The sequence below is a fragment of the Solibacillus sp. FSL W7-1324 genome (genome assembly GCF_038008025.1).
Classification (GTDB): domain Bacteria; phylum Bacillota; class Bacilli; order Bacillales_A; family Planococcaceae; genus Solibacillus.
Genome location: NZ_JBBOYH010000001.1, coordinates 1,836,048 through 1,848,665 on the forward strand (window position 1 = coordinate 1,836,048; position 12,618 = coordinate 1,848,665).

Here is a 12,618-nt window from a genome sequence, read left to right on the forward strand (position 1 = left end):
ATAACATCATGACATCCATCTATCACGAATAATTTGATTAATTGTTATACTAATATAGAGGAGCGTGATGACACATGCACAATTTAGACGCATTTGACTATAAAAACTGGAAAGAAGAACTTTGGAATGCCATTACACATGGGATTGGGCTTGCCATCAGCATACCTGCCTGCATACTATTAATCATCCATTCATCAGTATACGGCACGGCAGTACATATTACTTCCTACGCTATTTTTGGCGCATCTTTAATTTTACTGTTTCTAATGTCGACATTATTACATAGTGTTCCGGAAAAATATAAACGGTTCTTTTCAATACTGGACCATTCATCAATTTATATATTGATTGCTGGTACTTATACCCCGTTTTTACTAATTGCAATCGGGGGCGTGACAGGCATTGTCATGCTGTGTATTATTTGGTTTATTGCCATATTAGGCGTTGTGTTCAAATGTTTGTTCATTCACCGATTCGAGAAATTGTCATTGCTGCTTTATATTTTCATGGGCTGGCTTATCATTTTCGCTATACGGCCACTATATGAATATTTAACGTTTGATGGTTTTATACTGATGCTTATTGGCGGATTGCTGTTTACATTTGGGGCAATTTTTTATGCATGGACCCGCCTTCCGTACAATCATGCAATTTGGCATTTATTCGTTATTGCTGGATGTGGATGCATGGTGGCTTGTGTATATATTTATTTAATATAAAAGTAAAGGACATGCTGAAAAATTGATTCAGCATGTCCTTTTACAGTTATTTTTCATAAATACAATACTGGAATGTATAGCCATCTTCTGAATCAATCGGTTCAAGACATGATACTTTTTTCCATTCATCGTATGACGGGAAATATGTGTCCCCTTTAAAACTGTGATTGATGAGCGTAATATATAATCGATCGGCAATTGCCATCGATTGCTCAAATATTTGAGCACCGCCAATAATCATCACTTCTTCTTCACCTTCAACAAGCGCCAACGCTTCTTCCAGGCTCCGTACAACTTCGATTCCTTCAGCTGTAAAGTCTTCATTCCTTGTAATGACAATATTTCGGCGGCCCGGTAAAGGTCGTCCGATTGAATCATAGGTTTTGCGGCCCATAATCATCGGTTTTCCCATTGTCATTTCCTTAAAATATTTCAAATCCCCAGGTAAATACCACGGCAAATCGTTTTGATAGCCAATAACCCGGTTTTCATCATGCGCTACGATTAATGAAATCATGGAGATCCCCCTTTATACCGCAATCGGTGCTTTAATTGATGGATGCGGATGATAGCCTTCCAATGAAATGTCTTCCATTTCAAAATCAAAGATCGATTGCTTTTCCAGATTTAACTTTAAAATCGGCAATTGCTTCGGTTCACGTGTAAGCTGTTCTTTTACTTGTTCAAAATGGTTTGAATAAATATGGGTATCGGCCATGCTATGCACAAACTCACCAACCTCAAGCCCACATTCATGCGCGATTAAATGCGTCAGCAATGCATAGCTCGCAATGTTGAATGGTACCCCAAGAAATGAATCCGCACTTCGCTGTGTAAGCATACAGCTTAATTTACCGTCAGCAACATAAAATTGGAACATGGCATGGCATGGCGGTAAAGCAGCTTTACTGCCCTTTCCCCCTGCATCGATCACATCTTCCGGGTTCCACGCATTTACGATAATTCGACGGGAATCCGGGTTATGTTTAATTAAATCGATTGCATCCTGTAATTGATCGATCGATTCACCTTCTGATGTTGTCCAATTACGCCACTGTTTCCCATAAACATTACCCAAATCACCGTATTTTGAAGCAAATTCATCATCATGTAAAACGCGTTCACAAAATGAAGAAAGCTCTGTTTGATACTGTTCATTAAATGCTTCATCTATCAGGCAGCGTCTTCCGAAATCACTCATATCAGGTCCACTGTACTCTTCTGATTCTACCCACTTTTTGAATGCCCATTATTACGATAGGTAACTCTTTGAAGTTATCTCCAAGTTTTCCCCCGTACCACACCCTACGTGAAGCTTTCGCTTCATAAGGCGTTCCATCTTAATTATTGATTAATTTATCTTTGGTAAATTACAACTTTTACGATATTTATTGACCACTTTTATTTGCTTTTCAGTCAATTGGTATAAATCTATATATTTCTTTATCGTATCTTTTTCTACTGCATGAATGAGCCTATGCATATCTTTGTGTATAATCACTAAGTTTTTAAACTCATCCATACCACCATCTGCTTTAGGTATGATGTGGTGACACTGAACTAACTCTGCGGGTAAAAATACATTAAGTATTTTACATTTACCCTTTTGCATACTGTATGATGAAATTTTGTTATCCGCATATTCAATGTTGTCCGTTTTAAGACTTTGCTTATATAAACGAGATAACTCATGTACAATGCCTTCTTCTAACTGCTTTTTAGTTGCTCTACCTTCTACTGTATAATTACAAATTTCTTGCTTAAAATTTGTATTCGCAAAAGCTTGTGTATCAGCGAAAACAAATAGATAGATACCTTGTAAGCCGTATGTTCGCATGGCATTTTTGTTGTACATTTTAAATACAGGTGAATCAGTTCGTGGTATATCATACCTACATATGGTTCGCAGTTTGTTGTATAAGGTTCGAGAAAGTCGGTATTGAATGTTTCTAAATCCCCGATAACAGTTTGTTGCGTACTTAAAGTAATTTTTAACTCCCATTACAAAGATGTTGTATTCTTTTATCGACGATGTTTCAGGTTTCGCTTTGATATTCTTAATTAATTCACGTGCTTTTTGAACGATTTCGTCACACTTATCTTGTGTGATTTCCGTTCGAGCTACCCATTTATTTTTCTTTTTGAAAGCAAAAATATCATACCCAAGAAATTTGGATTTCTCTTTTCGTAGGTCTGTAATTTTCGACTTATCCTCGGCTATTTCTAATCCAAGTCTGTCCTTTAAGTAGCCCTTTACAGCGTGATAAATTTTCCAAGCATTAACCTTGTTGTTTGTAAAAATTTTAAAATCATCTGCGTATCGAACGATATACATTTCTTTAAGTTTAGTCTGTTTCATTACTTTTATTTTATTTCCTTGGAGTGTGTAAGAGGCTCTCGTTTGAAAGTTTTCCCACTGAGAATATATCCACTGGTCTAAATCATTCAATACTACGTTAGATAATATTGGACTTAGTATTGAACCCTGTGGTGTACCTTTTTCTTGTTTCCCTTCGCCTACAACTGCTGCTTTTAACATTTTGTTAATCATTGTTAAAACTCGTTTATCTTTTATGCCTATATTGTATAGCTGCTTAATCAGTTTATTATGATTAACATTGTCAAAGAAACCTTTAACATCAATATCGACAACATAAAGTAGTTTATTGCAGTTGACTAAATGTCGACATCTAGCAATTGCGTGGTGTTGGCTTCGGTTTGGACGGAATCCGTAAGAGTGATTGTAAAACTTCGCTTCAACAATTGGCTCAATGACCTGTTTAAACATTTGTTGAATAAGTCTATCTCTTATTGTAGGGATTCCTAAAGGTCTCTTTTTCCCATTACTTTTCGGAATAAAAACACGTTTTATTTTATCGGGTTTGTAATTATTGATTCTTTCTCTAATTTCGTTAATTAATGACTGAATTTCTGTTTCTTTGTAATCATCAATTGTTTTGCCATCTACTCCAGCCGTTTTTGAACCTTTGTTAGTTTTCATGTTGCGAAAAGCCAACATAATGTTTTCCTCACTCGTAATAATCCTTAGTAGATTCTTACTTAAGGATGCATTATTTTTACTAACCTCATATAGTTCATCAAATGTTTCTTGAAGACTGTAGTAGCTAACATTTCGTAATGTTGTATCCATCGGTGTCTACCACTCCCATCCTTCTGTTCAATTTGAACATAAAATGAGTCACACCTTCTTACTCGACCTTATGAATTACATTTACCAAATTACATTTTCAATACTTAAGACTTGGGGCTATCCCTCCACTACTTGTTATCATAGCTTCTTCGGTACTATGCCCCTACTCTCACAACAGTAAATGAATTTCGCTCTGTGTAAGCAGCTTATATCAACCAGCCCGATTATAGTCGTTTTAAATAGCTGTCTGTTGCTTTCCACGTTCCGAATAATCTAGCTTTACATACGTACTTAGGTAGTTACTATGAGCCTGTGATTTTATACTGTCATTGTTCAGTATCCCGAATTTCAGAGGGACGATTTTTACTTTTCGGTAAACCACGAGAAGTATCTTTTGCGATACCCCTCCCGTAAGTTTCCTTACGTTCATCTTTTAGACCCGTACATTCGCAACTTCGTCAGTTCTTTTCGAACATTCTTACCATATACGTTTTATAGCCCCCCGACCTATCCTCACCTTATCCGTAGACTTAGGATTATTGTTCAGTCGACTTCGCCTAGCTTCTAACCCCCGATAGCTATAACTACCGAACGCTAGTAGGAGTTTAGGGAACTTGTTTCTTGCCAACATGACGGCAATCATTCCAAGTATCGATTATTCAGTTATGACATTGCTAGTTGCAATGCCCCTACACTTCATGCATTAAGCACTTATAGTAGAACGTGTCGCACCGTCCCATATATGGTTATTATTCTGAAGCAAATAGCGAATATTCGTATCACCTTTTATAAACCATAGAAGTTCACTTGCCACGAGTTTGAATGGCACGCGCTTCGTCGTTAGAAGCGGAAAGCCTTCCTGTAAATTAAAGCGCATCTGATAGCCAAAAACGCTGCGTGTCCCTGTTCCTGTACGGTCAGATTTATCGGTACCGTTGTCCATAATATATTGCAATAAATTTAAATATGTATGATCTGCATGTGTCAATATTTTCACTCCTAAAGAATGTTCTCCGTGTTTATTATATAGACTTATGATGAGAATAACACATAATCTGCAAAATCGAACCGAAAAGACTACATAGAATTTTAATTTGTAATACGGAAATCGATCAATATGTATTAAAAAAGTGCACAATAAAAGGCGCTACTCGTATTTCGTCTGCTGAGTAGCGCCTTTAGTCAAATGTGTCTAAGTCATCGTATAGCTCAATCGTTTGCGTCAATTTTTATGTTGCCTCCCTAAGTATTGTTTTGTTGTTTTCAAGAATTTGAATCATTTGAAGTAAAATTTTGTCCTCAATTTTTTGAGTACCATTAACTTCTTTCGCAATAATTTTTGTTAATTCCAAAATTGTATTTACGTCGAGCTTATGTTTTTCCGCTAATTGGAATGCTCGCCCTAACTGACCGGTTATCATCGGCAGTCCTCCTTTTTACTATAGTATACAAATATTATACCTCGAGTTACATAAAAATTCACCTTTAATTTTCAAATTTTTCGTAAATTAAACGAAAAAATAAAGGTTCTTTTTCCATCCTCATAGTAATAATATGATAAATCTCCAAATACTCTACTAACAACGTTAAATAAATAACTTTCGCATTAATTATTACGAAATCAGAACTATATTTCCCTTCTGATTGCTGCAGATATTAATTCCTATTTTTAATTATTTTTATTTTTAAGTGACCTTTTTTATTCGTATTTTGATACATTTTCTTTTTAAAAAAATGAAGTATAAACAAGCAGTTACCGGGAAAAATACAAGCAGAAATAGATACTTGAATTTCTTTAGTATGTGTTTTTTACATACCGATGAACTTCTTTATCTAAAATAAAGGAGATGTTTTAAATGGGAGCATTATATAGAATTGCCCTCGTACTCGTAATTATTGGAGCAATTAACTGGGGACTTATCGGCTTTTTCAAATTTGATCTAGTCGCATCTTTATTTGGCGGACAAACTGCCGGATTATCACGAATCATTTATGCACTTGTCGGTCTTGCCGGTCTTGCATGCATTCCGCTGTTAATGAAAAACCTTGATGAAGAGGACAATGCAACCGTTACACATACAAGAGCAACAAATAGACCGAACTATAATATGGAAGCTGGGAAAGAAGCTGATTTCTCAGAATACGCAAAGCAAAAGAACAAAAACAACAAAAATGAAAATAACGAAAAGCAATAAAAATTAAATACAAAAACAGACCAGGCTCAGTAATGATTACCTGGTCTTTTTAGCTTATTCAGAACTTTATCTTGGGATTAAGTAAAAAGCTCATCTCTTCGCATATTTTTTTCCTACTTATAATAACCCAGCTATTATTTTTATCCATCCGAAAATAGACGTCCATAAAATAATACTTAAAATCAGGCCATTAAATAAACCTAAGAAAAATCTGTTTTCCAAGATTACCACTCCTTAAATTAAAGGTTGGCCAATCGGAAACTATTTAAGCTTTGGTTCCTGAGGTTTCTTTTGGTAATGGATGGAAAGTATGAGATGCTAATATTGTGGAGAATATTTGTTGTACAATCGAGTAGGAGGCTAGCCATTAATTGGCTAGCCGACCTCTCACACCACCGTACGTACGGTTCCGTATACGGCGGTTCAATCTTTTGAGTATCTTTGCTCGTAAAATTGGGACAGGTCTTTCAGTCCCCATTTTACGAGCCTTTTATTTGGAATGGCTTGGTGTAGAACCTCGCTTCGTGATATTCGCCAGTACCCTTTTCTTGAATGCGCCGTTTTCATCGCTTCATCATGTTGGATTCCGTATTGGCGTAATTTCACATATTTAGTTCGTGGTAGCTTCCACCGTTTCCATATTAATTGACGTAAGCGATGGTTTAACCATCCCTGTAATTCTTGGATGAAAGTTTTCATGTTGGAAACTCCGTAGTAATTAATCCAACCAACCGTTGTTTGATTGATTCTTTTCACAATCTCACTAAATGTCCCTGTTCGTTTACGACTCGTCAGTATTCTTAGCTTATCTTTTAGTCGTTTCTTGGCGGACTTGATTGGTCGGTATCCCACTTTCCCGACAGATTTTGTAGATGAAACCCTAAGAATGTAGCTGCTGTTGCGCCACATACTTTACTTTTCTGCTCATTGATTGTGAGACCCAGTTCATCTTCGATAAAATTCTTGACACTGGTCATGACGCGTTCACCTGCTCTTGGTGACTTTACATAAATCACAAAATCATCCGCATAGCGAATGAATCGGTGTCCTCGTTTTTCTAACTCTCTATCTAGCTTGTTTAAATACACGTTTGCTAGAATTGGAGAGAGTGGACCCCCTTGGGGTGTACCTTCTGTCGTTTCAATGAGGATGTCCTTGTCCAATATGCCTGAGCGTAAGAATTTCCATATTAGCTTAAGTACTATTTTATCTGTTATGAATTCTTCCAAATAAGCTCGTAGTCGCTGGTGATGAATCGTATCGAAGTAACTTTTCAAGTCACAATCGACCACTGTTCGATAACCTTCCTCGTAATATTTCTTAGCGAGGGCAATTGCCTGGTGTTGGTTTCGACCTTTTCGGAAGCCAAAACTTTTGTCTGAAAAGTGTGGATCAATTATTGGTTGGATGACTTGTAGAATGGCTTGTTGAACAACTCTGTCCAATACACATGGTATACCTAGATATCGTTTGGAGCCATTCGCTTTTGGGATAGCTACTCGTTTCACTGGTTGAGGTTGGTAGGAACCATCTTTTAATTTCCTTTTCAATGGTTCCTCGTATTTTATTAAATGCGCCTTCAGTCCATCAACCGTGATACCGTCGATTCCAGGTGCTCCTCCATTTCCTTTTACTTTCTTATATGCATTCCATAGGTTTCTATGGGACGCAATTCTGTCAATTAAATTGATACTTTCTTGTTTCTTCATTTCCATGTTTACATCCCTACACGCTCTTATATACTCTTTCGCTTCCAGCTTATCCCTCTATAAGTAGCCATCTATTCGGTCTATACCTTGATGTTTTCTGTGTTTTGGCGGGATGTCTCCACCTCCTTGTTTCTTTCAAGATTTAAAAGATTGTTCGGCCCTTCATCTTCGGTCGAAGACTACTATGGCTTCTGCTGACTTCTCTTGATTCATCCATTTATCACTAAACAAATTGTTAATTGAATAACCCTCAAGAGACCTCCCCGGGTAAGCACAACCGCCTTCCTCTCATGTAACTGCCAGATTTACTGTATGGGATTTGGGCAGTATTGGACTTCGCTTTGTTTAGCAAGCTCATCCGTCCCAAGTCAGCCTTTTATCTGATTTCTGTTCGTCAGTTCGAGAGTTTGCGTCCGACTTCCTTCAGATTCCACGTCACCATGGACACCCTTGTCTTTCGCTAACAGTTCCTACTGCCAAGCCTGTAGTGGACTTTCACCACCAGGCTGTTGTGCATGCCGGGCACACTAAAAAAGCACCCGACCTATTGGCGGGTGCTGCATTGTTATGATAACCACTTAGGCGGTGTATTTTTGCTCCAGTATATCTCGCCTAGGTCGTAATGCTTTGAATAATTGTCTTCATACGTATGATAGTGGAAATTGTAGTAGTAGCCATCAAAAGGACGGTTCTCTGTTCGCACATGGAAACGGATTACGTCTGTTTTAGATTGATTGTCAACAATGTGGAAGATTTTTTCTGAATAATCACCACTCGGTTTTTCGGAAACCGTTAAGTTACGCAGCATATCATCGCCAATCCGGTCCACTGTCATCGCAATCGCTTCTTCGATTTTAGGGAAAATATTAGTTTCGAATTGTTGTTCAATAACCGGTCCGACTTTTGTTCCAAATTTTATGTATGATTGTTCTTTTGCTGCAGACACAAAGTCATCGGTTGTTGGCAGCGGTTTTTCATCAACAATAATATCGTCCAGCTGATAGGCAGCTGAAATATGGTTATCGCTTGGACGATCCAATACAGACTTCCCATGACGGTCTTCATCAAAATTTGCCCAAATTTCATGCTTTGGTGTAATTAAACCAAACGATAATAACGCGACAGAAACAACAAGAGATTTGTAAATCCATTTTTTCAAGTCTATCACCCACTTTTATTATGTATAATTTTAAAACACTCTTCCTTAATATATACGAATATTTCAACAAATAGTTTCATCTTTATTGTAATCATTGTACAATAAAAAAGGAAGATATTGTAGGTTATATTAAGGGAGGTTGTAAAAAAATGGACATTGTTATGGGTCTTGGATTATTACTAATGCTTGGGTATATGACTTCTTTATGCTTCACGGACTAATATTTTCTTAAGCGCCATCCAAACCGATTTGGATGGTTTTTTATTTGGAGAATTGGACAAGGGGCCCCCAAGTATGGGGGACCCCTTTAGTATTTAATAGATAGATTTATAAATAAATGAAAGTCTCAACCCGATCATCCGGGGAATTTATATTTATTCGGAGTGCACAACTCCAGTTTTAACCGCGGTAAAATTCTACTAATCTCTTCTAACTTAAGCAACATAGTCCCAACCTGCTACTATGTCCTTGCAGCCCTGAAGCTTGCGCCAGTGTGAATAAGTATCTTCAAAAACACTAGCAGAAATGCCAATTCATTTATAGCACTATCTAAAATAGCACATAGTTAATCATAACACATATGTTCGCGTTTGTAAACTGAATTTAGGCTCGTGCAAATTTCATTAATGTCCGCTATACTTGAAAAATCGAAATTCAAAGGAGCTATGTCAAGATGAATGAAGTTGAAACAACATTATCAATCCAAATGAAACGGATGGCTGTTACATTGCTGGATATGCAGCAAAGCCGTTTTGTATCTGCAAGTGAAACAATGGATTTATCCGTACTTCAGTCTGAAGTGTATAATCAGTTTTTTGAATCATACATAGATGCAACGATGAATAGTCCAAAATCTGTTGCATGTAAATTTTTAGACCGGGACAATGATATTCTGACGAAAATGAACCGTTATGTAGAATATCCAGATGACACTCATTTCCTATCATTAGCCAATGATTTATCAAATAAACTGTATCAAATTATGCAAACGGTATCGAACAGTAACGGTTCGGTCTTTGTCGCACATATTGAACTAATTGGCGAAGATTATATTTTACTGTTAAAGCTGGATCCGAAAGATGCAGTCCAGATTGATTTGGAAACATTGCATTTGAAAACAATCGAAAATATATTACCAGATGCATCCAGCCGTGTACAAAAATGTGCACTTATCCGAATGAATTATGATCCGCTCGAAGAAAATGTTTATGTACTGGATAAACAATCGGATGGCGAACCGGCGAAGTTTTTCATGGAAACTTTCCTGCAGGCTACACCAATCGCATCCGACAAAAAGAAAACAAAAATGCTGATGAAGGAATTATATGAAAAAATCGCGGAATCGCTCAACGAAGAGCAGACTCCGCAACTTCAAAGAGCAATTGACGAAGAGTTTGAACACGGGAAATATATTGAACTCGATGCTTCGGTCCATAATATTTACGAAGCAATCGCACCTCCGGAGAATCGGGAAGATTTTGTTGAGCAAGGTGCCAAATTGTTTATCAATGAGTTTACCGACCGCAATCCTGACTTCACGCCTACATTTGAAGTGAAACGGGATGATTTGCATGTCGTCTATAAATCGGCAGAAGGTGAGATTCTCTTCCGTTATGATAAAGGCTTGGACAATATTGATGTGAAGCACGATCAAGTAAGCGGTACGTATACGATCACTATCCGTGATGCTGATACAGTAGGGTTTACCCTTCATAAAAAACCGCTATAAGCTTACTAATATAATCAATATAAAAGAGGCTGTGTTTTTCACAGCCCCTTTTTGCAATCTATTTAGATGTTAACGCAATAAATTCCTCAACATCTTTTTCACATAGTGCGATTCCTTTTAACCAGAAATCTTCTTTCGTGATATCTTCACCTAAATGCTTCATTGCCAATTCTTCAACTGTCATGATCGCTGTATCACGCAATAGAGCCATATACTTTTCTTCGAAGCCCTTACCTTCTTCTTTTGCTTTCGCGTAAATACTTAATGAGAATAAATAGCCGAATGTGTACGGGAAGTTATAGAACGGTACACCTGTAATATAGAAGTGCATTTTTGATGCCCAGAAGTGCGGATGTGTTTCACCTAGACCGCCTGCATGTGCTTCAATTTGAGCTTCTTCCATCAGTTCGTTCAAACGTTTCGTTGAGACAATCCCTTTTTTACGCTCATCATAGAAACGAGTTTCAAATAAGTAACGTGCATGGATATTCATAAAGAAGGCAACAGAACGCTGAACTTTATCTTCCAGTAATGCAATCTTTTCTTGTTCAGTTGTTGCTTCTTCAACTGCTGCATCGGCAACAATCATTTCTGCGAATGTTGAAGCTGTTTCAGCAACATTCATTGCATAACGACGGTTCAATGGATGAACAGGGCGCAATGCATACGAATGGAATGCATGCCCCAGTTCATGTGCCAGTGTCGAAACATTTGACATCGAACCAGAGTAAGTCATAAAAATACGAGATTGTTCTGATAACGGCATTCCTGTACAGAAACCGCCCGGACGTTTGTTATCACGGTCTTCCGCTTCAATCCATCCGTCTTCAAATGCCATGCGTGCAAAGCTTTCCATTTCTGAACCAAAACGGCCGAAATGCTTCAGGATAAACTCGGCCCCCTCCTGGTAGGACATAGTAGCTTTTGAATCCGTAACAGGTGCATCAAAGTCAAACCAGTCCAGTTGCTCAGTACCTAACAGATTTGCTTTATGCTGCAAGTAACCAGCAAATGTTGACTTACGCGATGTAATGGCACCCCACATTGCATCAATTGTTTCCTGCTTCATACGGTTAATTTGCAGAGGCTCTTTTGTTACCGAGTCCCAGCCGCGCTTTTTATAGACAGCTAAACGGAAACCTGCCAAGTGATTCAATGTTTTGGCAAAGAACTCTTCACGCTCTGTAAACACCTTTTCCAATGCGTCAAAAGCCGCTTTTCGTACTGCACGGTCTTTATGTGAGCTTAAATTGTTCGCTTGTCCAACTGACAGTAATTTCTTTTCGCCATCCACTTCTACTTCTACTTTAATATCGCCGATCAGCATACTGTAAAGTTGACCCCAAGAACTGTAGCCATCAACACCTAAAGCTGAAATTAGCGCTTCTTCTTCTTCAGATAATGACTCTTTTGATTTTTCACGCCATTCCGTTAAGATGAATTCAAATTGAGCTAATTCTTTTGTCTGCAATAATGCTTCGAAAGTCGCCTGTTCGATTTGACCCAACTTCTGATTGAAACTTTCTAAAATCGGCGATGAATTTGCAGCAATACCGGATAATTGGCCTTGCAGCAATAATGCCTCACGATCTGTCGTATCTTGTGCAGTTAAGCATGAAAGCACTGCCCCTGCCTGAGAAATATGCAGCATTACTTCTTTGATGCTTTCTAAAATCGATTGGATTTCTAAAGCTGCATCACTGTTTTGTGGAACTTCGAATTTGTCGACTTTCTCTTTTAATACTTCAAGTTTAGGCGTCAAACCTTCTATATGCTCGATTAATTGTGGAGAAGCACTACCACCAGGGAAAAACACATCCAAATCCCAAACTTCAGGATATTTAACATTCACCATTCCATTACCTACTTTCTGAATTATATTTCAATTCTTATTTTACTAAAAAATAAGTTAAAATGCTCGAAAATATTTCGGTTTTAGAAATAAAAAAGCTAGCC

The 12,618-nt window shown here is 37.6% G+C and carries 10 protein-coding genes and 2 pseudogenes; 3 read left to right on the top strand and 9 right to left on the bottom strand.

Annotated elements, in window-relative coordinates; all coding sequences use genetic code 11:
- The first annotated feature begins 74 nt into the window (after positions 1-74).
- On the top strand, positions 75-719 hold the full coding sequence (gene trhA / locus MKY71_RS08870) for a PAQR family membrane homeostasis protein TrhA (protein ID WP_340732259.1): 645 nt from the start codon (positions 75-77) through the stop codon (positions 717-719).
- 46 nt (positions 720-765) lie between these two features.
- Here the strand turns inward: trhA and MKY71_RS08875 are convergent, their stop codons facing one another.
- The 5 genes and pseudogenes from MKY71_RS08875 to MKY71_RS08895 form a co-directional block, all read right to left on the bottom strand.
- Complete coding sequence (locus MKY71_RS08875; protein ID WP_340732260.1) at positions 766-1,236, bottom strand: dihydrofolate reductase; 471 nt, start codon at positions 1,234-1,236, stop codon at positions 766-768.
- A 12-nt stretch (positions 1,237-1,248) separates the two neighbouring features.
- Positions 1,249-1,968, bottom strand: a pseudogene (locus MKY71_RS08880) (thymidylate synthase); the annotation flags it as partial.
- Positions 1,969-2,070: 102 nt separating this feature from the next.
- On the bottom strand, positions 2,071-3,870 hold the full coding sequence (ltrA, locus tag MKY71_RS08885; RefSeq protein WP_340732261.1) for a group II intron reverse transcriptase/maturase: 1,800 nt from the start codon (positions 3,868-3,870) through the stop codon (positions 2,071-2,073).
- A 733-nt stretch (positions 3,871-4,603) separates the two neighbouring features.
- A pseudogene (thyA, locus tag MKY71_RS08890) lies at positions 4,604-4,858 on the bottom strand (thymidylate synthase); the annotation flags it as partial.
- A gap of 241 nt (positions 4,859-5,099) precedes the next feature.
- Positions 5,100-5,291 (bottom strand): ABC transporter permease, encoded by a 192-nt coding sequence (locus MKY71_RS08895; RefSeq protein ID WP_079526843.1) that lies wholly within the window; start codon positions 5,289-5,291, stop codon positions 5,100-5,102.
- A gap of 435 nt (positions 5,292-5,726) precedes the next feature.
- Here MKY71_RS08895 and MKY71_RS08900 point away from each other — a divergent pair, with 435 nt between their 5' ends.
- Positions 5,727-6,065: a DUF378 domain-containing protein gene (locus MKY71_RS08900; RefSeq protein ID WP_340732262.1), complete on the top strand. Its 339-nt coding sequence runs from the start codon at positions 5,727-5,729 to the stop codon at positions 6,063-6,065.
- A gap of 423 nt (positions 6,066-6,488) precedes the next feature.
- On the opposite strand, the gene MKY71_RS08905 is transcribed toward MKY71_RS08900, so the two are convergent.
- The 3 genes from MKY71_RS08905 to MKY71_RS08915 form a co-directional block, all read right to left on the bottom strand.
- Positions 6,489-6,974 (bottom strand): group II intron maturase-specific domain-containing protein, encoded by a 486-nt coding sequence (locus MKY71_RS08905; protein WP_339171587.1) that lies wholly within the window; start codon positions 6,972-6,974, stop codon positions 6,489-6,491.
- Positions 6,878-7,774, bottom strand: coding sequence for a group II intron reverse transcriptase/maturase (gene ltrA, locus MKY71_RS08910; RefSeq protein ID WP_339171590.1), 897 nt, complete (start codon positions 7,772-7,774; stop codon positions 6,878-6,880). The genes MKY71_RS08905 and ltrA (MKY71_RS08910) overlap by 97 nt, the downstream gene beginning before the upstream one ends.
- A gap of 565 nt (positions 7,775-8,339) precedes the next feature.
- The gene (locus MKY71_RS08915) at positions 8,340-8,933 is read right to left on the bottom strand and encodes a YpjP family protein (RefSeq protein ID WP_339199487.1); all 594 of its coding nucleotides are present in this window, start codon (positions 8,931-8,933) and stop codon (positions 8,340-8,342) included.
- A 673-nt stretch (positions 8,934-9,606) separates the two neighbouring features.
- On the opposite strand from MKY71_RS08915, the gene MKY71_RS08920 reads away from it, so the two are divergent.
- Positions 9,607-10,662, top strand: a complete 1,056-nt coding sequence (locus MKY71_RS08920) for a nucleoid-associated protein (protein ID WP_340732264.1) — start codon at positions 9,607-9,609, stop codon at positions 10,660-10,662.
- 58 nt (positions 10,663-10,720) lie between these two features.
- Here the strand turns inward: MKY71_RS08920 and MKY71_RS08925 are convergent, their stop codons facing one another.
- Positions 10,721-12,517, bottom strand: coding sequence for a M3 family oligoendopeptidase (locus MKY71_RS08925; RefSeq protein WP_340732265.1), 1,797 nt, complete (start codon positions 12,515-12,517; stop codon positions 10,721-10,723).
- Between the last annotated feature and the right edge of the window lie 101 nt (positions 12,518-12,618).

Coding starts and splice junctions, on each gene's coding strand:
- trhA (WP_340732259.1), top strand. CDS start 75: ATGCACAATTTAGACGCATTTGACTATAAAAACTGGAAAGAAGAACTT.
- MKY71_RS08875 (WP_340732260.1), bottom strand. CDS start 1,236: ATGATTTCATTAATCGTAGCGCATGATGAAAACCGGGTTATTGGCTAT.
- ltrA (WP_340732261.1), bottom strand. CDS start 3,870: ATGGATACAACATTACGAAATGTTAGCTACTACAGTCTTCAAGAAACA.
- MKY71_RS08895 (WP_079526843.1), bottom strand. CDS start 5,291: ATGATAACCGGTCAGTTAGGGCGAGCATTCCAATTAGCGGAAAAACAT.
- MKY71_RS08900 (WP_340732262.1), top strand. CDS start 5,727: ATGGGAGCATTATATAGAATTGCCCTCGTACTCGTAATTATTGGAGCA.
- MKY71_RS08905 (WP_339171587.1), bottom strand. CDS start 6,974: ATGTGGCGCAACAGCAGCTACATTCTTAGGGTTTCATCTACAAAATCT.
- ltrA (WP_339171590.1), bottom strand. CDS start 7,774: ATGAAGAAACAAGAAAGTATCAATTTAATTGACAGAATTGCGTCCCAT.
- MKY71_RS08920 (WP_340732264.1), top strand. CDS start 9,607: ATGAATGAAGTTGAAACAACATTATCAATCCAAATGAAACGGATGGCT.
- MKY71_RS08925 (WP_340732265.1), bottom strand. CDS start 12,517: ATGGTGAATGTTAAATATCCTGAAGTTTGGGATTTGGATGTGTTTTTC.